Origin of the sequence: Phytoactinopolyspora halophila (genome assembly GCF_003287285.1) — a bacterium.
Taxonomy (GTDB): domain Bacteria; phylum Actinomycetota; class Actinomycetes; order Jiangellales; family Jiangellaceae; genus Phytoactinopolyspora_A; species Phytoactinopolyspora_A halophila.
This window is the reverse complement of sequence record NZ_QMIG01000020.1, coordinates 68,005-91,430: the sequence shown is the minus strand read 5'-3', so window position 1 is coordinate 91,430 and position 23,426 is coordinate 68,005. Positions and strand designations below refer to the sequence as shown.

Genomic DNA, 23,426 nt, shown 5'->3' with positions numbered 1-23,426 from the left:
TTGTAGCCGTCGCATCGAGTCCGCTCGACGAGGAACGCGGGAAGCGTTCCTCGCGGGCAGACAAGGGGAAGGAGAAACTCGTGCGAAGAGGACGGCGGAGAAGCAGAATATCGGCTGGCATGGTAGCGGTACCCGGGCTCGCGCTCATCGCGAGTGCGGCCTTGACCGCTATGCCGGCTACGGCGGAGCCGGTGGTGCTGCTCAGCGACGAATTCGAAACAGGGGACAGCCAGTGGACGACGGCGGGTGGTGACTGGTCGATCCGAGGTCCGGCCGGTTCACGTATCTATCACCAGGCGGATACGCACCGCAACGCGCGAGCGTTTGCTGGTGAAACCGGGTGGACGGATGTGTCCGTCCGTGCCGAGGTGGAACCGCTGGCATTCGATGGCACCGGGCTGGCGGCCGTGCTCGCCCGGGTACAGGACGAGGAGACGTACTACTACCTCACCCTGCGCAGCAACGACAACGTCGAGATCAACAAGCTGGAGGACGGGTCTCGGACCTTGCTTGCAGGAACGTCGTTCCCGGTCGACGCCGGCGAATCATACACGTTGCGGCTCGACGTCGAGGGTGACCAGCTGACCGGGTACGTCGATGGCGAACCTCTGGTGAGCGCGACGGACGGCCAGTTCATCGCGGGCGAAGTCGGGCTGAAGACGTTCAACGGCTCGGCCGACTTCGACCACGTCGAGGTGGTCGAACTCGAGGAGGACCCGGGCAATGGTGAGCCGGATCCACCGGATCCTCCCGATGGCGCGATCTTCCATGACGACTTCTCGTCCGGTGACGACGCGTGGTCCACGTCGGGCGGTAGCTGGTCGATCACCGATGAGCAGGTCTACCGGCAGGGCTCGGACGACCGCAACGCGCGGGCGTTTGCTGGCGAGGACGACTGGCAGAACATCACCGCGGAAGCGGAGGTGACGCCGCTCACTGGTAGCGGAAGCAGCAGCCTGACCGCGCTCCTGGGACGAGTACAGGGGACGGAGACGTACTACTACCTCACGCTACGCAACAACGGCCGGTTGGAGATCAACCGACTGGATGACGGCTCCCGCACGGAGCTGGCGGGCACGTCGTTAGACGTCCGGCACGAGCAGACGTACACCCTCGCCTTGGAGATGTGGTTCGACGAGCTCACCGCGTACGTCGACGGCGAGCCCGTGCTGACGGCCACCGACGACGCGTTCCCCTCCGGCGGGATCGGCGTGAAGACGTTCAACGCGACCGCCGAATTCGACGACGTCGTGGTGACGGCCCAGGAAGACACCGAGCCACCGGCCGCGCCCGCGGATCTGCGGGTCACGGCGACGAGTAGCAGCAACGTCGGGCTGGCGTGGGACCCCTCGACGGACGACGACCAGGTGGCCGGGTACGACATCTATCAGGTGGGCTCGCCGGATGAGCTGGTGGGCACCACCGGGGACACGGCTTTGACGGTGACCGGGCTGCACCTGGACGGGAGCTACGAGTTCTACGCGGTGGCGCGGGACCGCGCCGGCAACGTTTCGCAGCCCTCGGAGGTGATCGCGGCGTCCACCAGGACACCGGAACCTGCCTCCGGACTGGAGGCGACCAGTGTCAGCGCCACCAGCGTGGGCCTGGAGTGGGAACCGAGTCCGGACCACGGCGCACTCGACGGCTACGAGGTGTTCCAGGTCGGCAGTCCAGATCGGCTGATGGGTACCACAGGAGCGACGTCGTTCCCGGTCACCGGCCTGGAGGCGGAGACGACATACGAGTTCTACGTGGTCGCGGTGGACGATGCCGGCGTGGCGTCAGAACCGTCCGGCACGGTGGTGGTGACGACGGGCGAGATGCCCGAAGTCCCACCGGTGGAAACGCCCATCGGCTATGCGTCGCTCAACGGCGGCACCACCGGTGGCTTCGGCCATGAGCATGTGGACGAGGTGGTGCTCAGCGAGTACTGGGCGGACAGCGAGTACGACGAGCCCGGCGAGGCGCTGTTCCAGCTACTGCACGAGCACCGCTACGGTCCGGAGGACGAGGGTCTGGTCGTCTACGTCGATATGACCATCCGCGAGGACGAGTTCGGCCGCAGCAAGTTCGACATCACCGATTCGCAAAACGTCTCGCTGCTCGGCGTCAGCGACGGCGAGCACGGCAGCGCGGGCGAGTTCGACGGTGTGGGTTTCACCGTGCGCCGCTCCCACAACGTGGTCTTCCGCAACCTCGAGTTCCACCACGTCAGCCAGGGTGAGGGGACGGCCATCGAGGTCACCGACGACAGCACCAACCTGTGGATTGACCACAACGAGTTCTACAGCGAGCCACCGCAAGAGAACGATGACAGTGACTACTACGACGGGTTGATCGACATCAAACGCAACGCGGAGTACGTCACGGTCTCGTGGAATTACCTGCACGACCATTGGAAGACGATGCTGCTCGGGCACACGGACAGCGAGAGTCTCAAACCGGACAAGATCACGTACCACCACAACTGGTTCCGCAATGTGAACTCACGGCTCCCGCTGATCCGGTATGCCGAGGTGCACATGCTGAACAACTACTTCCAAGACGTGATAGATACGGCGATCAACGCGCGGATGGGAGCGCAGGTCCTGGTCGAGGCGAACTATTTCGAGAACGTCGGAAGCGGTGAGCCCGATCCCACGACGGGATTCACCAAGGGTCCGGTGGGGTGGTTCTACGGCAGCTCTGAAACGGGCTACTGGAACCTGCAGGACAACGTCTACGTGGACACCCCGCACGGGCACTTGGAGTCCACCACGGACTTCACGGTGCCGTACGAGTACGGGGGCGATGCCCACACCGCCGAGGACGCTCGTGAGCTCGTGCAGCAGTTCGCCGGGATCGGAGTGATCGACATCAACCCGTAGCCGCACCGACCGAATGATCATGTTTGGTATGTTTTCTCGGGCCATGACACGTGTACAGACGTGTTGCGGCCCGAGAAAGCGTGTTGCGGCACATGGCCGGCCGGCGTCGTCGTCACAGCCAGTGCCGCCGAGCGACGCATCACGCGGCAGGAGGGAAGGGGACGTGCCCGTCGGAGGCGAACTCGCCGGGCCCGTGCGGTTCGGCGTCGTCGGCGTCGACCACCCGCACTCCCATGGCATGGTCCGGGGGCTGCGCGAGGCGGGAGGCCATGGCGTCGGCGTGGCCGGTGGCGATGACAGCGAGCGCCGGGTGGCCTTTCGGCGCGACTTTCCCGACATTCCAGAGGTCAACGATCCGCGGCGCCTGTACGACGACCCTCGTGTCGACCTGATCGTCACGGCCGGTGTCCCCGTGGAACGGGCGAAGATTGCCGGGGAAGCGATGCGCGCAGGCAAGGACGTCCTGGCCGACAAGCCGGCTGCCACGACGCCGGAGCAGGTGGCCGAACTGCGACGCGTCGTGGCCGAAACGGGCCGGATCTGGGCCGTGTACTTCGGCGAGCGATTCACCAGCCCGGCAACGACGAAGGCCGGGGCGCTGGTTGCCTCGGGTGCCATTGGAACCGTCGTACAGATGATCGGCCTGGGTCCGCACCGCCTGCGGCGTGCGACGCGACCGGCATGGTTCTTCGAGCGCGAGCGTTGTGGTGGCATCCTGGCCGACCTCGCGTCGCATCAGATCGACCAGTTCCTCTACCTCACCGGCTCCACCTCGGCTGAGATCGTCTCGGCCGACGTGGGCAATTACGCCAACCCGCAAGATCCGGAACTGCAAGACTTCGGCGAGCTCGTCATGCGGAGTCCGCAGGCGCACGGGTACGTCAGGGTCGACTGGTACACACCGGACGGGTTGTCGAGTTGGGGCGACGGCCGGATCGTGATTCTCGGTACCGAGGGCTACATCGAGCTTCGCAAGAACGTCGACGTCGCCGGCCGCCCGGGAGGGAATCACCTGTTTCTCGTCGACGCGACCGGCGAGCACTACGTCGACTGTTCGGATCACCCTGTCACGTTCTACGAGGATCTCCTCGCCGACATACGCGAGCGCACCGAGATGGCCAACCCTCAGCAGATGTACTTCACCACCATGGAGCTTGCCATCGCAGCCCAGCTGAGAGCGGAGGAAACGGCGAGCGCGGGGCACATCACGACGTAGCCAGCGGCACGGACACCGGAGGGACTGCCCATGGCGTTCCTACTTCGGAGAACAGGGCGGGCCGCCGCCCGGCCTCGGCGATCACGGCATCGATACCCCGCAATATCACGCGGCGGCTGCCCTCCTCGTCGCGCTCGTCCAGGAACTCCGGGGCCAGCCGGTGGGGCGGCCCGGAGTTCATCATGCCCTCGAGAAACGCCGTGAAGGCAAGGGTCTGCCCCAGCGGGGCCAGCAGGGTCACCCGTGCCGGGTCGCGTCGATGCGAGAGCAGATTGTGCAGGGGCTGGCCGCGCTCAGCGGGGACGTGCTCCCGTATGCCCCCCACGTACACGCTGGTGGCGGTATCGGCGAGGACGGCATCTGTGGTGGTGCCGCGCACGATGACGCGGGGATCGGCCAGCGTCTCCGCGCACAAGGTTACGGCGACGTGTACATGCTTTCCGTTACTCATGTGCAGGCGAATGCTGGCAGTGTCGTCGGTGGCGATGTCGCGGCACCGGTAGGCTTCCACGTCGAGCTGCACGGGCTGGGCGTGCGGATCTTCTGCCTGAGCGATCCGCAACGCGTTCATCACCGGATGGGCGAGCGGGTTGGTCGCCACGCCGTCAGCTACCACCACGCCGTCCCGTTCGCGACGCCCTGCCCAGGCCGAACGCTCGTAGTAGCGGTCCAGGCGGATCCACCGGGCCGTCACCGAGATGTCCGTGATCTCTCCGAGGCGATCCGCCGCCGCGACCTCGAGAAGCCGCTGGATGGCCGCACTGGCCAGGCCCTGGAAGCCGACCTGACATATCCGGCCGCGGCGCCGGCAGAGCTCCATCAGGTCGAGATGCTGGCCGATCGACACCACGGGTGGTTTCTCGAGAAGAACGTCGCTTCCCGCCTCGATCGCATCCCGCGCGATCTGGAAGTGCGTGTGTGGCGGGGTGGCGACGATCGTGACGTCGGGCTCGCGTTCGGCGAGCATCTCGCGATGGTCGGAATGAAACGATGCGTGCCCCGGGAGTTCGCCGCTCGCCTCGGGCATCAGGTCGGAGCCGGCGACGAACCGGATCTGGCCGGTGTTCTCGAGCTCGTGCAGGATTCGCAGATACGAACGGCCGAATCCCTGCACACCGATCAATGCCACCGACGTGGCCGCCTGCGGGAAAGCGGTTTCCAACCCCATGACCACAACTCTCTCACAGAGACCCTTGCTGGATCGTCGCCAGTCATGCGATGCGGTTGACATCGCCGCCCGGAAGCCGGCTCGACTGGCGCACGCGGTCGACGGTCAGGGACGGCGTGGAGGCGGCGGGAACATCGGAGTTCCCGGCCGGGCGGCCCACTGTGTCCACAGTGGCCGGTAGCCCAGAGCGCACCAGAACGGCGTGGAATGCGGGTTCGCCAGGGCATGGTGCAACAAGATGGTGTCGACGCCGGAGTCGTACAGGCGGCGGTGGGCCACGCGCATCAGGGCACGCCCCAAGCCCTGGCCGCGAAAGGTGGCGCGCACGGACAGGCACGCCACGTAGCCGATCCGGTCGGCAGCGACCAGGCCGGTGAGCCATCCCGTGTGCTCCGGCAGGCTGACGATGGCCAATCCCACCGGCTTGCCGTAGCGCTCCGCGAGGATGTGGGTGCCATCACCGCGCGCCAGCGACGACGCGAGGTTAGCGCGGAGCGCGTCCTCGGTGGCCGCACGCACGGTACAGGTCCCGAACTGCTCGTCGAACCGGAGCAGTTCCATGTGCAGCGAAACGGCACTCTCCAGGTCTTCTGGTTCCGCTACCCGGATGCGCACGTTCGATTCGGGATGCAGTCCCTCTGTCGTCTGGGCTCGCCCGGCATCGGCGATGTCCGCAGCGGCCGCTGCTGCCGCTCCGCGTACCGCGATGACGGCGGTAGGGCTGAATCCGTACTGGGCAAGCGCGGGTAGCGGCGCGGTGTCCCTGCTGGGCCACGTGATGCTGGCGGCCGTCTCGATCTCGGTTGGATCGTCCGTGGCCAGCCGTTCGCGCCAGGTCTCCAGGAGGGCACGCAACGCCTCGGCGAGGTCGGGGCCGTCCAGATGGGCGTAGAGCGAGTGATGACGCAGGGCACCGAAGCACGACGCGAACTCGATGGGACGTTGATGCGAGGTGCGGGCGAGCCCGGCGGCACGTGACCTTCCAGCTGTGGCGGTGAGCAGTTGCGTGTCGCCCCGGGTGGTCTCCTCGAGCGGCTCGAATGGGCGGGGCGCTGCCAGGATGGGATCGAGCTCACGTAATCGCCGGGCGTGGGTGTCCGTCACGGCGGCGAGCCAGCGTGTCGTCATGAATGCACGCTAACAACCCGTGCACCTCCGATGATCATCGACGATTCTCCCAATGACAATTAGTGAAATCGTCGACGATCATCGAAGTGAGGTTCGATCAGAGCATGTGGAAGTCGGCGAAGTCGAAACCCGGCGACACCACACACGAGACGAGTACGTCCTGCTCGCTGGTTGGCTGGGCACTTTGCCATACCCCGGGCGGCACCACCACCTGGGGCGCCTCGCCAGCTTGTACTCGCGTCCCGAGCGTCACGATCTCCGGTTCGAGCGCCGGCGCCTCACCCCGGCCGCCGAGCTTGATCTGCAACGATCCGCCGCTGTGCCAGAACCAGATCTCGGCGGACTTCACGACGTGCCATCGAGATTCCTCGCCCGGAGCGAGTAAGAAGTAGATGCACGTGGCTGTCGCGCGTTCACCGTCGTAGCCGGCAGGCCGTAGCTGGACATCGGAGCGCCAGGTCTCCCGGAACCAGCCGCCTTCGGGGTGGGGCTGCAGATCGAGAGCATCGGCGAGGTGCGGGCGGCGATTCTGCTCTGGAGACATGAGCGCCAGGCTAGACCCCGGCACGCGGCCGTGTCAGTTGATCGCGCCGGGTCAATTGATCGCGCCGGAAATGACGTTGCAGAGGCAGCGTCCGAGCTCGATACGGCATCGCGCAGCTGGCCGGCCGTTAGCCGTCGACGATGCCCCGCAGAAGCTGAGCGATACCAGCCCGGATGCGTTCCACGCTCATGCCGGCCTCGGTGGTTTGGTGCAGGTAGAGCTGCCCGGACAATGCAGCCAGCAGGGCGTCGGCGAGGTAGGGCCCATCCAGCTGGGGGTCGATCTGGTTGATCAGCATCGCGAGGTGGCGGCGCTGCACGTTGTAGGCGCCGCTCTGGTACCGGTGGGTCTCGGCCGTCGCCAGCAGTTCCGCGTGCTCGGCCAGGCGATCGACGTACCGGTCGAGGTATGCCCGCAGCCGTACGGCCGGCTCGGCGTCGGGGCCGAGGGGAGGCGGGCCGGAGATGAACGCGGCCTGAAAGTCGCGTTCTTGTTCGTCCAGCAGGGCGTAAGCGAGTCCGGCACGATCGCCGAAGCGGCGATAGACGGTTCCGATCCCGACGCCCGCGGCGGCAGCCACGGATTCCATGGACAGGGCGGCGACACCTTCGTCGCGCACGATCCGTGATGCCGTATCCAGCAGGATCCGCCGATTGCGGGCGGCGTCGGCCCGCTCGGGCCGCCGTCCGCCTTCGAGTGAGAGCGTGACGGGCCCGGTGGACTGACGATTCTCGGCCATGCGTACCTCCGAACAATCAGCCTAAAGGTCTCCGGTGCCACGCAGACAGGTCGTTGCAATCGGAGAATTCTCCACTTATTATAAGTGGAGATAATTCCGGTTGTGTTGATGGCGTGACCACATGCACAGCCGCGTCGACCGCCAACCCAGACGAGGAGACCGCCGTGTCCGCTCCGAGAATCGCCGTTGTCTACTACAGCTCCACGGGCCATATCCACGCTCTCGCCCATGCCGCGGCTGAAGGAGCCGAGAAGGCAGGTGGGGAGGTGCGTCTGCGCAAGGTCGCCGAGCTCGCGCCCGACGACGTCGTCCGCAGCGTGCCCGCCTGGAAGGAACACCTGGAATCCACCGCCGACGTCCCGGAGGCCACGCTCGACGATCTTGAGTGGGCAGACGGATATCTGTTCGGCACCCCGACCCGCTTCGGCAACATCGCCGCTCAGCTACGCCAGTTCCTGGACACCACCAGCCCCCTGTGGGAGAAGGGCGCCCTGGCGAACAAACCCGCGAGCGGCTTCACATCGGCTGAAACCCCGCACGGTGGCCAGGAAGCCACCCTGCTGAGCCTGTACCAGACGTTCATGCACTGGGGCTCCGTCGTCGTTCCCATGGGCTACATCGACCCGGGCGCGAGTGAGCACGTGGGCAACCCGTACGGCGTGAGTCACCTCGCCGATGGGAGCCGGCTGGACGAGAAGGTGCTCGACGCGGCTCGCTACCAGGGGCAGCGCGTGACGGACATGGCCCGGGCGCTGGCGCCGCTCGCGATCCGCTAGCCGCGGGAGCCGATGCCGATTACCGGTGGTCGGCGCGTTGCTGCACGCCGACCACTGTTCGCAGTGAAGCACCTCGTGTGACGGTGTGCTTGGTGCGTGCGTGGTGCGGCCGCGTAGGTCACCCGGCACCGGAACGGACCTGCTCACCAGGCACGTGTCCGGTCACGGTCGGCACGATGCCGGACCGTGATCGCACGTGCGGGGAACTCGGGTGAGAGTGCGCGCACATGGATACTACGATCGACGGCATGTCCAGTCGTCATGTGCTTACCGCCGTAGCGTGGCCGTACGCGAACGGGCCGCGCCACATCGGCCACGTATCCGGTTTCGGTGTCCCGTCCGACGTCTTCAGCCGGTATATGCGCATGGCGGGGCACGATGTATTGATGATCAGCGGGACAGACGAGCACGGCACGCCGATCCTGGTCCAGGCCGAACAGGAGCAGGTCAGCGCGCGGCAGCTCGCCGATCAGTACAATCGCGTCATCGTCGACGACCTGCACAACCTCGGCCTGTCGTATGACCTGTTCACCCGGACGACGACGCGCAACCATTACTCCGTCGCGCAGGAGATCTTCAAGACGCTGCATCGCAACGGCTACATGATCGAGCAGACCACGCAGGGCGCCATCTCGCCGTCGACCGGCCGCACGCTGCCCGATCGTTTCATCGAGGGCACCTGCCCCATTTGCGGGTACGACGGCGCGCGCGGCGACCAGTGCGACAACTGCGGAAACCAGCTCGATCCGACGGATTTGAAGAACCCGCGTTCGCGGATCAACGGCGAGGCGCCGAAGTTCGTGGAAACCGAGCACTTTTTCCTTGATCTTCCGGCGTTGGCCGACGCGCTCGGTTCGTGGCTGCAGAACCGCGCCGACCAGGGTGCCTGGCGGCCGAACGTGATGAGGTTCAGCCTGAACCTGCTGGAGGATCTGCGCCCACGGGCGATGACGCGAGACATCGACTGGGGCGTGCCGGTGCCCTTGCCCGGCTGGGAAGAGAACGCGAACAAGCGCTTGTACGTGTGGTTCGATGCCGTCATCGGCTACCTCTCGGCCTCGATCGAATGGGCCCGGCGCACGGGTTCCGGCGACGAATGGCGTGCGTGGTGGTGCGATCCCGAAGCGTATTCCTACTACTTCATGGGCAAGGACAACATCACCTTCCATTCCCAGATCTGGCCTGCCGAGCTGCTCGGATACAACGGGCAGGGCGCCAAGAACGGAACGCCGGGCCCGCTCGGTCCGCTACAGCTGCCCACGGAGATCGTGTCCAGCGAGTTCCTCACGATGGAAGGCCGGAAGTTCTCCTCGTCGCGCGGCGTGGTCATCTACGTCAACGACTTCCTCTCCCGCTACGACGCCGACGCGCTGCGGTACTTCATCGCCGTGGCCGGTCCGGAGAACCAGGACTCCGATTTCACCTGGTCCGAGTTCGTCCGCCGCAACAACGATGAACTCGTGGCCGGGTGGGGAAACCTGGTGAACCGGACGACGTCGATGATCGCCAAGAACCTCGGTGCCATTCCCGAGCCGGGGGAGCTCACGGACGCGGATCACACGCTGCTGCGCACCACCCGAGAAGGGTTCGACACCGTCGGCGGCCTGCTCGAACAGCATCGGCAGAAGGCGGCGATCGGTGAGGCGATGCGCGTCGTCGGCGAAGCCAATGCCTACCTGTCGCAGCAGGCACCGTGGAAGCTGAAGAACGAGGATCCGGAGCGGATGAAGAGCGTCCTGCACGTCGCCGCGCAGGCGGTGGACGATTGCAATCGGATACTCTCGCCCTTCCTGCCGCATTCGGCGCAGCGGGTGCACGAGCTGCTGGGCCGGTCGGGGCGCCTGACCGATCGGCCAGCCGTACACGAGGTGGACGATCTCGACGGCGGTACCGCCTACCCGGTACTCATGCTCGACGAGGAGCGGGGCGAAGGCCGGTGGGAATCCGAGCCGGTGACGCCCGGCACCCGGATTGATGCACCGGCGCCGGTCTTCACCAAGCTCGACACGTCCGTCGTCGACGACGAGCTCGCCCGCTTGGAGGAGCGCGCCGGCTGAAACAGCCCGTGCGTGACGGGTGGAGCCTGTCATTTGCGACGGGTGGAGCTTGCCGTACGTGCGCACGCTGCGTAGCGACGCGGTGGCCCCGTGGAGACCAGCAGGGTGGAGGGCCAGCAAGCGGCGCGTGCGTGCTGTCGTAGCGTGCTGTGCATGTCCCCGGCCGGCAGCGAGTGCTGCCGCTGATAGACGAGGAGGCACGGACACCGATGAACCGCTTGCGACGATCGGAGACGACGGAGGACGGGCGGAGGCGGGATCGCCGCCGTCCGCCCGCGCCTGAGCCACTGCCGTTGCCGGTCACCGACACCCATTGCCACATGGACATCGCCGACGGCGACGGTGACAACGACGGGGGGTTCGGCCCGGAGGAGGCGCTGGCCGCGGCGGAACGTGTCGGTGTCTCGCGTGTCGTGCAGGTGGGCGTCGACCTGCCGACATCGGGCTGGGCCGTCGAGGCGGCGGAGCGCTTCTCCAACGTCGTCGCGACCGTTGCGGTACACCCGAACGAGGCGCCACGGCTGGCAGCCGCGGGCGAACTCGACGCCACGCTGGCGGAGATTGACCGGATCGCCGGGTCGAGCGACCGGGTCCGCGGAGTAGGCGAGTCCGGCCTCGACCACTTCCGCACCGGCCCCGACGGGTATCAGGCACAGGAAGAGTCGTTTCGCGCACATATCGAGATCGCGCGGCGGCGCGGCCTGGCATTGGCCATCCACGACCGGGACGCGCACGACGAGATCTTGCGAGTGCTGGACGATGTCGACGTGCCCGACCGGGTGATCTTCCATTGCTTCTCCGGCGATGCGGCGATGGCCCGGCACTGCGCGGAACGGGGCTGGTTCCTCTCGTTCGCCGGCACGGTGACGTTCAAGAATGCCGACGCGCTACGGGCCGCCCTGCGGGAGGCACCACTGGAGCAGATCTTGGTGGAGACCGATGCTCCATACCTGACTCCGCACCCGTATCGGGGGCGGCCGAACGCGTCTTATCTGGTTCCGCTCACGGTGCGCGCGATCGCGGAGGTGCTCGACCGGGACCTCGAATCGGTGTGCGCAACGATCCAGGAAAACACGGATCGTGCATTCGAAACTTGGTGATTTGCGTCACGTCGCGATGTAGCAGCGCAGAAGCGATGCTATCAGACGTATTGTTGATCTGTTTCTCCCGGTAAAGTTCCTATCAATGCAGCGCAGTGCCGGTTTGTGGGCTAAAAGGGGTGAACGTCGCGAACGGTATGATCTTGGGCGGCGTGCTCGTGATGTGTGCCGCGACTCGTGCCATGTGATCGCAGGTGAGGGGGTTTTCCACAAACTTTCCACAAGTATTCGAGTGTTGAGCTTGGCACCCGAGCCCAACTACGTTATCGTTTCGTGATTGTTAGCCGGGGTCGGGGAACTCCGGGTGGCGCAGCAGTAAGCTGAGGCGCCAGCCTCACCCCCGGGTGAGGCTGACAACCCGGGCACAACTGTGTGCGCCGCTGCCCCGTGCCCGGGAGGCTCGACATCAGGAGTACCGTGCGTCCGTCCATCAAGACGATCGCTATCAACGCGAGCGTCGTCACCGCCCTGGTCGGGGGTGGCGTCGCATACATGACGTTCAACAACGCTGTAGCGCTCACCGTCGACGGCGAGACGGAAACCGTCCACACATTCGCCGGTAGCGTCGGCGATGTCTTGGATGCCCAGGGGATCGAGGTCAGCCCACGCGACGAGGTCGTTCCGTCGGTCGACAGCACGGTCGACGACGGCACCGAGATCACCGTTCGGCACGGCCGAGAGGTCAGCGTGACGGTCGATGGTGTCGAGAAGACGTTCTGGACCACGGCCTTGTCAGTGGACGAAGCCTTGTCCGAGCTTGGCATCCGGGACGAGGGCGCCGACCTGTCGGTGGCCCGCTCGCGCGACATCGACCGTAGCGGCCTGGACTTCGAGGTGCGTACCCCGAAGGACATCACCGTCGTCGCCGATGGCGAGGAGGAAGAGCTGACCACCACGGCACTGACCGTGCGGGAGGTCCTCGCCGATTCCGAAGTGGAGCTCGAAGACCGGGACATCGTGGAGCCCTCGCTCGACACCACGCTCAGCGACGAGGACGAGGTCGTGGTCAAACGCGTGACCGTCGAGACCGAGACCGTCGAGGTCGAGCTCGACTACGACACCAAGCGCGAGGAGGACGACTCTCTCACCGAAGGCGTCACAACGGTCGAGACCGAGGGTGAGACGGGTCTCATGGAGCGGAAGGTCGAGAAGACCTATATCGACGGCGAGCTCGAAGACGAGGAGACCCTGTCTGAGGAGGTCGTGGCCGAACCGGTCGACGAGGTTGTGCTCGTGGGCACCAAACCGGAAGAGCCCAACGAGCCCGAGGAGGACGACGACGGCGGGGGCGATAACGTCGACGGAGGCGTCTGGGACCGGCTGGCACAGTGCGAGTCCGGTGGAGACTGGTCGATCAACACCGGCAATGGCTACTACGGCGGCCTGCAGTTCTCGCTGCAAACGTGGCGGGCCTATGGCGGTTCCGGATACCCGCACGAGAACAGCAAGGCCGAGCAGATCCGCATCGCCGAGAAGGTCCGAGACGCTCGGGGCCACTACGGTGACTGGCCGGCTTGTGCACGCAAGCTGGGTCTCCCGACGAGCTGACGCTGACGAAGCCGAGGCTGACGAGGTGAAGACTGTCGCCTGAGCTCCATCCGGGCAGTCTTATGCTCGGGGTGTGAGAAACGAGGAGACGTCCGCCGACTCCAGGATGCTGGGGTCGGCGGACGTTCGTCGTCTGGTGGCTGCACTCGAGCTCCGGCCGACGAAGACGCTCGGTCAGAACTTCGTCATCGATCCGAACACGGTCCGGCGGATCGTGCGCGTGGCCGAGGTTGAGCCGTCCGATGTCGTGGTCGAGGTCGGTCCCGGGCTGGGCTCGCTGACGCTGGCCCTGTTGCCCGCAGCAGGACATGTGGTGGCCGTCGAGGTGGATACCACGCTCGCGAATGCGTTGCCGTCCACGGTCGCTTCGTACGCGCCGGCACTCTCCGGGCGGCTCGACGTCGTGCGGGCGGACGCCCTGGAGCTCGGCGAGCTGCCGGGCCGGGCGCCGACGGCCCTGGTGGCGAACTTGCCCTACAACGTCGCGGTGCCCGTCTTGCTGCACATGTTGGAGACGTTCCCCGCGCTGGATCGCGCTCTGGTCATGGTGCAGAAAGAGGTGGCGGAGCGGCTCGCGGCTCCGCCTGGCTCGCGTGTCTACGGCGTGCCGTCGGTGAAGGCGGCGTGGTACGCGACGGTGACGTACGCGGGCTCCGTGTCCAGGACGGTATTCTGGCCGGTGCCCAACGTCGATTCGGGGCTCGTGCTCTTGCGCCGGCGCACGCCCCCGAAGGGCGTGGATCGCACGGCCGTCTTCCAGGTGATCGAGGCCGCGTTCGCGCAGCGACGCAAGACGCTCCGGGCGGCGTTGAGTGGCTGGGCCGGCTCGGCGGCGGCAGCGGAAGAGCTGCTTGTGGCGTCGGGAATCGACCCTCGGGCTCGTGGTGAGCAGCTGTCCGTCGACGATTTCGCCCGCCTCGCCACCCACTTTTCAGAATGATCATGTTTGGTACGTTTCCTCGGGCCATGACACGACTGCAGACGTGTTACGGCCCGAGGAAACGTACCAAACATGATCATTCTGGGTGGGGCGTTGTTGGGGGTGGGTGGTGGATAGGCTCGCACGCGTGCAGGTGAGTGTCCGCGTTCCAGCAAAAATCAACCTCGCCCTCCGGGTGGGACCACTGCGCGATGATGGCTTTCATGAGCTGACTACCGTGTTTCACGGAGTATCGCTATACGACGAGGTCACCGTGAGCGACGAGGTGGGCTCGGACCAGCCCTCAGACCAGCCCCCGGACCATCTCTCGCGCCGGTTCACGGACGAGGGCGGCGATGGGCCGCTCTTGACGATCGGTGGTCCTCACGGGTCCGGACTTGCCGCCGACGCCTCGAATCTGGCGATCCGGGCAATCGACGCGCTGGCGAAGGCTGCCGGCAGGACCCCGCGAGCTCGGTTGCACATCCACAAGGGCATCCCGGTCTCCGCTGGCTTGGCCGGTGGCAGCGCGGATGCTGCCGGGACACTCTTGGCGTGCAACCAGTTGTGGGGACTGGATTGGCCGGTCGCTCGCCTCCTGCCCATCGCTCAGAAGCTGGGTAGCGACGTTCCGTTCGCGCTGGTGGGCGGTACGGCAGTCGGTGTGGGGCGAGGTGAGCAACTCGATCCGGTGCCGGTGGGACGGGATCTGCACTGGGTGGTTGCCGCCGCCGATGAAGGATTGTCGACGCCCGACGTGTACCGGCAGCTGGATGCGTTGCGTGCGGCGCGGGAGATGGAGTCGGCAGACCCGGCGGTGGATGCGTCGTTGTTGACCGCGCTGGAGCGGGGAGATGTCCGGACGATCGGCGGGCTGCTGGCCAACGACCTTCAGGAGGCCGCACTTGAATTGCGGCCGGTTCTGGCAGACACCTTGCGGGCGGGAAATGCGGCGGGCGCGCTCGGCGGCATCGTGTCCGGCTCGGGCCCGACATGCGTGTTCCTGGTCGAGAGCGCGGCACACGCTCGCGATGTCGCGGCAGCGCTCGTGGCAGCCGGAGCCTGTGCCAGTGCGGAGCCCGTTACGGGCCCGGCAGTTCCATCGTTCTGAGTACGTCCTGGTGACGTGAGAGACTCGCAGGTGTCATGGCGCCACGAAATCTCGTGAATCTCGAAACTGTATCGCTGACTTATGGAACCCAGCAGATCTTCGATGCTGTCTCCTTGGGCGTGGCCCGGGGCGAGCGCATCGGTGTCGTCGGACGCAACGGCGGGGGCAAGTCGACGCTCCTGCGACTGCTTTCCGGCGCCGAGCAGCCCGATGCCGGGCGGGTGACGCACACCGGTGGGCTGCGGATCGGCCACCTGGGCCAGGAGGATCATCTCGACCCGGACGCCACTGTGCGGCAGAGCGTCGTGGGGGACTTGCCCGAGCACGAGTGGGCGGGGGATCCGCGAATCCGGGACGTGATGTCGCACCTGTTGCCGCAGCTTTCCGGAGACAGCGTGGTCGGGCCGCTGTCCGGTGGGGAGCGGCGGCGAGTCGCGCTGGCGCGGCTGCTCGTGGACGATGTCGACCTTCTCCTGCTTGATGAGCCCACGAACCATCTCGACGTGGAAGCGATCGACTGGTTGACCAGGCATCTGGGGAGGAGCGGCCGGGCGATTGTCATCGTGTCGCACGATCGCTGGGTGCTCGATTCGGTGTGCCAGGCGACCTGGGAGGTTGCTGATCGCACGGTCTACACCTACGACGGTGGCTATTCCACCTACGTGCTCGCGCGGGCCGAGCGGGAACGGATGGCGGCGGCCGCTGAGGCGCGTCGTCAGAACCTGCTCCGCAAGGAGCTGGCATGGCTACGTCGCGGGCCACCGGCGCGCACGTCCAAGCCGAAGTTCCGGGTGGAGGCGGCGAACGCGCTGATCGAGAACGAGCCGCCCCCGCGTGATCGGTACGAGCTCACCCGCATGGCGACGACCAGGCTGGGCAAGAGCGTCCTCGATGTCGAGGACGTCACTCTCGAACGGGGTGGAACTCTCGTTCTCGACGACGTCACGTGGCGGCTGGGCCCGGGAGATCGGGTGGGCCTCGTCGGCATCAATGGATCGGGGAAGACCAGCCTGTTGCGCCTGCTCGACGGAAGTCTGGACCCGACGCGTGGACGGGTCAAGGTCGGCAAGACCGTGGTGAGTGCTCACCTTTCGCAGGAAGTCGTCGAACTCGACCCGCGAAATCGCGTGCTCCAGGCCGTGGAGGAGATCCGCAGGGAGGTGCGCCTGGGATCCGGCGAGACGTCGACGGCGAGTCAGATGCTCGAACGGTTCGGGTTCACCGGCCAGCGCCGGTGGACGCCGGTCGGCGACCTCTCCGGAGGCGAGCGCCGGCGGCTTCAGTTGCTGCGGCTTCTCATGGGGGAGCCGAACGTTCTCCTGCTCGACGAGCCCACCAACGATCTCGACGTCGAGACGCTGACCGTCCTGGAGGACCTCCTCGACGGCTGGCCAGGAACGCTTGTAGTGGTCAGCCATGATCGGTGGTTCCTGGAGCGGGCTACCGATGCGATCTGGGCGCTGCTCGGTGACGGACGGTTGGTGCACGTGCCGGGTGGGGTGGACGAGTATCTGGAGTGGCTGCGCAGTGCCGATGACGGCGCGGGTGCTGCGGGCAGCGGAACCATCGCGGGGTTGGCGGCGTCGACGTCGTCGGCTACCGCCGACACCGGTTCGAACCGGGAGCGGCGTGGCGAAGCGCGTGCGGCGCGCAAGGAGCTGGCGAAGATCGAGCGCGAAGTGGAGAAGCTGACCCGGCGTGCGGAGGAGCTGCATGCACAGTTGGCGGAGCACGCGACGGATCACGAGAAACTTCGGGAGCTGAATGCGTCGCTCCGCGAGGTGGACGAGAAGCGCTCGGAGCTGGAAGAGCGCTGGATGGTGCTGGCCGACGAGGTCGGGTAGGCGCTGATAAGCGCGGGTTCAGCTCTCCATGACGACGTCGGGCGGGCGGCAGGGCGGCTAGACGCTCAGAGATTCAATCCCTGCTCGGCAAGCCAGGTGCGGGGGTTGACCGGCGCACCGTTACCGGGCCGGATCTCGAGGTGCAGGTGGGGTCCGGTGCTGTTTCCGGTGGAACCCACCCGGCCGATCACGGTGCCCGGCTCGACGCTTCCCGAGGCCTGCACGATCCGGGACAGGTGGGCGTACCAGCTCACGGTGCCGTCCCAGTGCCGGATGGCGATCTTGTTTCCATACGGGCCGTCCCAGCCAGCGAAGATGATCTCGCCGCGGGACAGTGCCCGCACCTCGGATCCTTGGGAGGCGGAGAGGTCCACACCTTCGTGTCCGCGGGACCACATCCGGCCGGTAGAGCCGAATCCGGCGCTGACGCGGTAGTTCGCCGTCAACGGGCTCACCCAGCGGCGGGCTTCGCGCTCGGCGCGGGCAGCTTCCTCGGCAGCTTCGCGACGTTGCTGCTCGAGGATGCCGTTGTGTGCCTCGTTGGCGGTCTCGCTCGCCTCTGAGGTGAGCGATTGGCCGGCGGCGGAGATCGTGTCCAGTGCCCCGGAGTCGGACACGGTGGTCATCGGCCGGTTGGGAACGGCTTCGAGCGGTTGCCCGGTCGCGCTCACGTCGGAGCTGGCTGCCGGAGAGACGGCGAGTGCGCCCGACGCGGCGGCGCACATGGCGACCGAACCCATGACGGAGGGAACGGTGACGTGCCTGCGGCGACGGTGTCGACCGCTACCGGAACGTCTCGACACGCTGATGAACCTTCCGACGGGGATCTACAGACGTGGGGACGATAGCGGTTTCCAGTGGGTCACCACAAATGACTCGGCCGACTTTGTCAGGGCGTGTGTCCAGCGGCATCGCACCGCGAGGCGTGCTTCGCGTTCGTAACCTTGCCGTGACCTGCATGGATATGCATGTGCACGTGAATCCCGTCACACTCGCCGGTTGACGATTATGACGTGTGATGTTCGTCACACAGCCGTCTTTCTCTCGTGGTGCGGGCGTAGTAACCCGGGCCCTCGGCCGGGTAGCCTGCTGTGCGTGGATGCATCGATCGAGTTCGAGCGCCCGTTACGGGTCGTCGTGGCCAAACCTGGCCTGGACGGACATGACCGTGGAGCGAAGATCGTCGCGCGTGCTCTGCGCGACGCCGGTGTCGAGGTCGTCTATACCGGGCTGCATCAGACGCCCGAGCAGGTCGTCGAGGCGGCGATTCAGGAAGATGCCCACGCGATCGGGTTGTCGATCCTGTCCGGTGCCCACATGACGCTGTTCAAGCGCGTCCTGGAACTCCTGTCCGAGCGTGATGCGTCGGACATCGTCGTGTTCGGCGGCGGCATCATCCCCGATGCCGACATCCCGGTGCTTGAGGAGATGGGCGTCGCGAAGCTCTTCACGCCCGGTGCGAGTACCCAAGAGATCGTCGAGTGGGTGCGGACGCTCAAGGAGCCCCAGCCCAGCTGATCAACTGTTGTTCATCCATTGACCATTTGTTGCTTGTTCACCGAAGTGTGTCTCGCGGGTCTACCAAAGGTCTAGACCTGTCAGATGTAATGGCCCCACTGTCATCTACCTGAGTGGGGTGAATTGGTGTCTGTCTCCACACATCACGTCTCGTCCGCGGATCGAGGCACGCCGCGCGCCGGGCGAACCACTGCCTGGCGTCGATGGGGAACGGGAATCGCCGGGCTGGCTGGTGCCGCCGTGATCGTGGCGCCCGTCGCCGGTGCGCTGCCGGACCCCGTGGCCTCGTCGGGCGTGAGCGGGCAACTGGCGCTGACGACCGGCGAAGCGCTGGCGCGGGTGCCCGGGGAGTCGGTACTCGTCGAACAGGACGAACTGGACGTCGCACCCGGGATGGAGCTCGAGACGTTCGCCAGCCTGGAGGCCGAAGGCTGGACCGCGGGCTCCGTGCTGACCGTCGACGTCGATGCCGGCGTGACCTTCGATTACCAGCATTCCGGCACCGTCACCGAACGCGAGACCGTGCGTGACGGCGCCGCGCGTGACGGCGCGACGGCTGCGGTGAACGCCGACTTCTTCGACATCAACAACTCCGATGCTCCGCTTGGCCCGGGTATCGGCCGCGAGGACGGCTTCATCAAGGCACCCGTCAAGGGCCGTGAGAACGCCTTCGCCGTCGCCGAGGACGGGGCGGTGCAACTGGCTCAGATCTTCCTTGACGGTGAGGTCGCGGTCGACGGCGGACCGGTCTTGGAACTCGATGGCGTCAACACCCATGCCCTGCCCGCCGACGGCATCGGTGTCTTCACGGCGCTGTGGGGCGACTACACGAGAGCGGAGGCCGTTGGTGGTGCCTCCGAGACCGCCGAGGTGACGATCGTCGACGGTGTGATCACCGACGTGACCGACGAGATCGGCGAAGAGCCACCCGGCGACGACACGGTGGTGCTGGTCGGCCGGGGCAAGGGCGCGCAAGCCCTGCTCGACCTGGAACCCGGTGCCGACGCCGAGGTCAGCTACGCTCCTCGTTCGGACATCGACGAGATCGCCGCCGCCGTGGGTGGCAACCCCGTCCTTGTCAGCGATGGTGAACCGGAGTCGTTCTCCGACCCGACGCCTCATCCACGTACGGCGGTGGGGATCAGCGAGGACGGCAGCGAGGTCTTTCTCGCCGTCATCGACGGCCGGCAGGGACACGCGCGCGGAATGAGCCTGTCCGAGCTCGCCGAATTCATGCACGAGCTCGGTGCGCACGACGCGCTCAACCTCGATGGCGGTGGATCGTCGACGATGGTGGTCCGCGACCCGGGGACGGTCGAGCATGAGGTCGTGAACAGCCCGTCCGACGGAAACGAACGTCTCGTGGCCAATGGCCTGGCGATGTTCGCCGAGGACGGGTCGGGCACGCTGAGCGATTTCCGCATGCTCGCCGAAGGCGACAGCAACCGGGTCTTCCCCGGTCTGAGCCGCACCGTGACCGCACTCGGCCTCGATGAGGCCCATGACGCGGTCGATGCGGATCCGGCATGGTCGGCGACCGGCGATTCCGGAGACGTCGTGGAGGTCACCGGAGACGGGGCCACCGCAAGCGTCACCGGCCTCGCACCCGGCGAGGGAGCCGTCGTGGCCGCAGATGGTGACGTGCGAGGCGAGCTCGACATCACGGTCCTGGATGAGCTGGCCTGGGTGGATCCGAATACGACGCAGGTGGCGTTGGCCGACGCCGACAGTACCGGCCGGATCGAGCTGACCGGCTACGACGCGGCTGGTTACCGTGCGCCGATCGACCCCGCCGACGTCGAGGTGGACGGTGCAGACGGCATCGTTGAACTGGTGCCCGACGGGGCGGGATTCGCCCTCGAACCGACGGCCGACAACGGATCGACGGTACTGACGCTGCGGGTGGGCGATGTGAGCGCCGAGGTGGCGGTGACCATCGGCCTGACCGAGGAACCGGTCGCGGAGTTCGAGGACGCCGACGACTGGACGATCAGCTTCGCCCGGGCCGACGGTGAGATCGAGCCCACCGACGGGCCCGAAGGGCGCTCGGGCGTGCGGATGACCTATGACTTCACCGGCCCCAGCACGCGTGCCGCGTACGCGGCACCACCGGAACAGATCGAACTACCCGGGCAGCCCCAGGTGGTGAACGCATGGGTGCGCGGTGACGGGAACGGCTCGTGGATCCGGATGCGGGTCTACGACCGGGACGGCGCCCTGGTCACGTTGAACGGTGGCTACACCGACTTCACCGGCTGGCGGCAGTTGAGCTTCGAGGTGCCGGAAGGCACCGAGTACCCGCTGACGTTGCGGGATATCTATTCGGTGGAGCCGCGCAACGATGCCCGCTACCACGGTGAGACGTCGTTCAGCGACATCACCGTGGAGATCGCGCCCGATGTCGAGCTGCCCGAACGGCAGCGGTTCCCCGATCCGGTGATTACCACCAACGGCACCGCCGACGACGCGGCCCAGCGCATCGCGGTGATGAACGACGCCCAGTTCGTGGCGCGTGCACCGGACAGCGACATCGTCGAGGCCGCGCGCCGGACGCTGCGCGAGATCGTGGCGGAGGATCCGGATGCGCTGATCATCAATGGTGATCTCGTCGACGAGTCGACACCGGAGGACTTCGCGCTCGCTCGCACGGTGTTGGACGAGGAACTGGGTGATGCGGACTTCCCGTGGTACTACGTTCCGGGCAACCACGAGGCGGAACGCGGCTCGATCGACAACTTCGTCGACGAGTTCGGCGACACGCAGCACGTGGTCGACCTCGGCGGAACCCGGATCATCACGCTGAACACGGCGTTCGGGACGCTGCGCGCCGGGGGCGACGAGTTCGACCAGATCATGGTGCTCCGCGAGGCGCTGGACGAGGCGGCCGCGGACCCGTCGATCACGGGTGTCGTCGTCGCGGGGCACCACCCGCCGAACGATCCGCTGCCGGCGGCCAACAGCCAGCTCATCGATCGGCGAGAGGCCGCGATGCTGGAACGGTGGCTCGCCGATTTCCATGCCGAGACCGGCAAGCCGACGACATACGTCGGCGCTCACGCCGGCGTGTTCGATGCGTCGTCGGTGGACGGCGTGCCCTACCTGGTGAGCGGCAATTCCGGTAAGGGCCCGTCCGGTGCGCCGGACAACGGCGGGTTCACCGGCTGGACACTGCTCGGTGTCGAACCGGGTGCCGAGGACCGTGCGGAGTGGCTGGATGTCGAGGTCCGCCCGCGCGTGGATGCGATCGAACTGGATGCGCCGCGGCGGCTGGTTATCGACGAGTCGGTGACCGTCGCTGCGGAGGTGCAGCAGGATGAGAGCCGCTCGGTGCCGGTGGCCTGGCCGATGAGCGCACAGTGGTCCGGTCACCGCGTTCACGTCGGCGCGGCCGAGAACGCGGAACATCGTGACGTCGTGGCGATCGACCCGGACACGAGGGAAGTGACGGCGCTGCGTCCGGGCGTGGCGATGCTGCGCGTGACGGTGAACGGCGAGACAACGATGGAACGGATCCTCGTCGGCCCCCGGTAGGGGCGTCCGGAGCGATAGATTCGTGACGTATGTCACTGTCATCCCAGCGTGGCTGGCCCCGGTCACGCTGGGATGACATCTCGCCAGTTAGTCTGCTTGGTGGCCACGAATTGGCTTGAAGACGACCAACGGACCGCGACATACGACAAGGATGTAGACGCGTGGACCTGATGGAGTACCAGGCGAAGGAGCTCTTCGCCAAGCACGGCGTCCCGGTACTGCCGGGCGCTGTGGCTGAGACGACCGAACAGGCGCGCCAGGCCGCCGAGCAGATCGGCGGGCAGGTTGTCGTCAAGGCACAAGTCAAGACTGGTGGGCGTGGGAAGGCTGGCGGCGTGAAGCTTGCCGAGAACCCCGCCGAGGCGGAGGAGAAGGCCGGGGCGATCCTCGGCATGGACATCAAGGGTCACACCGTCCACCAGGTTCTTGTCACGCAGGCGAGCGATATCGCGCAGGAATACTACGTGTCCTTCCTGCTCGACCGGGCGAACCGGACCTACCTGGCGATGGCCAGCGTGGAAGGCGGTGTCGAGATCGAGCAGCTGGCCGTGGAGCGTCCCGAAGCGCTGGCGAGGATTCCGGTCGATCCGCGCTCCGGTATCGACGCTGCCGGGGCTGCCGAGATCGCCGACGCCGCGGGTTTCGGGAGCGATGTCCGGGACCAGGTCATCGACGTGCTGCAGCATCTGTGGACGGTGTTCACGGCCGAGGATGCCACGCTCGTCGAGGTGAACCCGCTGGTGAAGACCCCGGACGGGAAGGTGCTCGCGCTCGACGGCAAGGTGAGCCTCGACGAGAATGCGAGCTTCCGGCACGACGACCACGCCCAGTACGCGGACGAATCCGCGGCCGACCCGCTCGAAGCGCGTGCCAAGGAGAAGGACCTCAACTACGTCAAGCTTGAAGGCGAGGTCGGCATCATCGGCAACGGTGCCGGGCTCGTCATGTCCACCTTGGATGTCGTGGCTTATGCGGGAGAAGAGTTCAGCGGGGTGAAGCCCGCCAACTTCCTCGACATTGGTGGCGGAGCGTCCGCCGAGGTGATGGCTAACGGTCTGGAGATCATCCTGTCCGACCCCGATGTCAAGAGCGTCTTCGTGAACGTCTTCGGTGGCATCACCGCGTGTGACGCGGTGGCCAACGGCATCGTGCACGCATTCGAACTTCTCCAGGAGCGTGGTGACTCCGTCTCCAAGCCCCTGGTCGTGCGGTTGGACGGCAACAACGCCACGCTCGGTCGGCAGATTCTCGACGACGCGGCATTCCCGCTCCTCGAACGGGTAGACACGATGGACGGTGCCGCGCGCCGCGCGGCCATGCTCGCCAGTGGCACGGCGGCGTAGGTAAAGGACGGCGAAGA

Annotated in this window: 17 protein-coding genes; 12 read left to right on the top strand and 5 right to left on the bottom strand. The window is 66.5% G+C overall.

The genetic code is table 11. The features are described 5' to 3' along the window. The first annotated feature begins 119 nt into the window (after positions 1-119). Both DPM12_RS23660 and DPM12_RS16795 read left to right on the top strand, forming a co-directional pair. Positions 120-2,867 (top strand): pectate lyase family protein, encoded by a 2,748-nt coding sequence (locus DPM12_RS23660; RefSeq protein ID WP_112259493.1) that lies wholly within the window; start codon positions 120-122, stop codon positions 2,865-2,867. Between the two features lie 163 nt (positions 2,868-3,030). Then, the gene (locus tag DPM12_RS16795; protein ID WP_211659067.1) at positions 3,031-4,083 is read left to right on the top strand and encodes a Gfo/Idh/MocA family protein; all 1,053 of its coding nucleotides are present in this window, start codon (positions 3,031-3,033) and stop codon (positions 4,081-4,083) included. On the opposite strand, the gene DPM12_RS16790 is transcribed toward DPM12_RS16795, so the two are convergent. The 4 genes from DPM12_RS16790 to DPM12_RS16775 form a co-directional block, all read right to left on the bottom strand. Next, positions 4,073-5,251, bottom strand: coding sequence for a Gfo/Idh/MocA family protein (locus DPM12_RS16790; RefSeq protein WP_158542929.1), 1,179 nt, complete (start codon positions 5,249-5,251; stop codon positions 4,073-4,075). The two genes, DPM12_RS16795 and DPM12_RS16790, sit on opposite strands and share 11 nt — an antisense overlap. 105 nt (positions 5,252-5,356) lie before the next feature. After that, positions 5,357-6,379: a GNAT family N-acetyltransferase gene (locus DPM12_RS16785; RefSeq protein ID WP_112259490.1), complete on the bottom strand. Its 1,023-nt coding sequence runs from the start codon at positions 6,377-6,379 to the stop codon at positions 5,357-5,359. A gap of 97 nt (positions 6,380-6,476) precedes the next feature. After that, positions 6,477-6,923 carry a cupin domain-containing protein gene (locus DPM12_RS16780; protein ID WP_112259489.1) on the bottom strand — a complete coding sequence of 149 codons (447 nt, stop codon included), beginning with the start codon at positions 6,921-6,923 and terminating at the stop codon, positions 6,477-6,479. Between the two features lie 127 nt (positions 6,924-7,050). Continuing rightward, positions 7,051-7,662, bottom strand: a complete 612-nt coding sequence (locus DPM12_RS16775) for a TetR/AcrR family transcriptional regulator (protein ID WP_112259488.1) — start codon at positions 7,660-7,662, stop codon at positions 7,051-7,053. Positions 7,663-7,826: 164 nt separating this feature from the next. Between DPM12_RS16775 and wrbA the strand changes: the two genes are divergently transcribed. From wrbA to DPM12_RS16740, 7 genes are all read left to right on the top strand, one after another. Continuing rightward, positions 7,827-8,438 (top strand): NAD(P)H:quinone oxidoreductase, encoded by a 612-nt coding sequence (gene wrbA, locus DPM12_RS16770; RefSeq protein WP_112259511.1) that lies wholly within the window; start codon positions 7,827-7,829, stop codon positions 8,436-8,438. Between the two features lie 248 nt (positions 8,439-8,686). Further along, positions 8,687-10,495 carry a methionine--tRNA ligase gene (gene metG / locus DPM12_RS16765; protein ID WP_112259510.1) on the top strand — a complete coding sequence of 603 codons (1,809 nt, stop codon included), beginning with the start codon at positions 8,687-8,689 and terminating at the stop codon, positions 10,493-10,495. A 209-nt stretch (positions 10,496-10,704) separates the two neighbouring features. Then, on the top strand, positions 10,705-11,595 hold the full coding sequence (locus tag DPM12_RS16760) for a TatD family hydrolase (protein ID WP_112259509.1): 891 nt from the start codon (positions 10,705-10,707) through the stop codon (positions 11,593-11,595). 417 nt (positions 11,596-12,012) lie between these two features. Next, entirely contained in the window at positions 12,013-13,143 is a 1,131-nt protein-coding gene (locus tag DPM12_RS24160) for a resuscitation-promoting factor (RefSeq protein WP_112259487.1), read from the top strand. 106 nt (positions 13,144-13,249) lie between these two features. Beyond that, complete coding sequence (gene rsmA / locus DPM12_RS16750) at positions 13,250-14,083, top strand: 16S rRNA (adenine(1518)-N(6)/adenine(1519)-N(6))-dimethyltransferase RsmA (protein WP_112259486.1); 834 nt, start codon at positions 13,250-13,252, stop codon at positions 14,081-14,083. Between the two features lie 127 nt (positions 14,084-14,210). Further along, positions 14,211-15,173 (top strand): 4-(cytidine 5'-diphospho)-2-C-methyl-D-erythritol kinase, encoded by a 963-nt coding sequence (locus tag DPM12_RS16745; protein ID WP_112259508.1) that lies wholly within the window; start codon positions 14,211-14,213, stop codon positions 15,171-15,173. Positions 15,174-15,208: 35 nt separating this feature from the next. Continuing rightward, complete coding sequence (locus tag DPM12_RS16740) at positions 15,209-17,017, top strand: ABC-F family ATP-binding cassette domain-containing protein (RefSeq protein WP_112259485.1); 1,809 nt, start codon at positions 15,209-15,211, stop codon at positions 17,015-17,017. A 65-nt stretch (positions 17,018-17,082) separates the two neighbouring features. On the opposite strand, the gene DPM12_RS16735 is transcribed toward DPM12_RS16740, so the two are convergent. Beyond that, a complete protein-coding gene (locus tag DPM12_RS16735) occupies positions 17,083-17,757 on the bottom strand; it encodes a M23 family metallopeptidase (RefSeq protein ID WP_112259484.1) in 675 nt (224 codons plus the stop codon). A 355-nt stretch (positions 17,758-18,112) separates the two neighbouring features. Here DPM12_RS16735 and DPM12_RS16730 point away from each other — a divergent pair, with 355 nt between their 5' ends. From DPM12_RS16730 to sucC, 3 genes are all read left to right on the top strand, one after another. Beyond that, complete coding sequence (locus DPM12_RS16730; protein ID WP_211659065.1) at positions 18,113-18,535, top strand: cobalamin B12-binding domain-containing protein; 423 nt, start codon at positions 18,113-18,115, stop codon at positions 18,533-18,535. Between the two features lie 126 nt (positions 18,536-18,661). Next, positions 18,662-22,066, top strand: a complete 3,405-nt coding sequence (locus DPM12_RS16725) for a phosphodiester glycosidase family protein (RefSeq protein ID WP_123788574.1) — start codon at positions 18,662-18,664, stop codon at positions 22,064-22,066. Between the two features lie 161 nt (positions 22,067-22,227). After that, the gene (sucC, locus tag DPM12_RS16720; protein WP_112259481.1) at positions 22,228-23,409 is read left to right on the top strand and encodes an ADP-forming succinate--CoA ligase subunit beta; all 1,182 of its coding nucleotides are present in this window, start codon (positions 22,228-22,230) and stop codon (positions 23,407-23,409) included. Positions 23,410-23,426 lie beyond the last annotated feature (17 nt).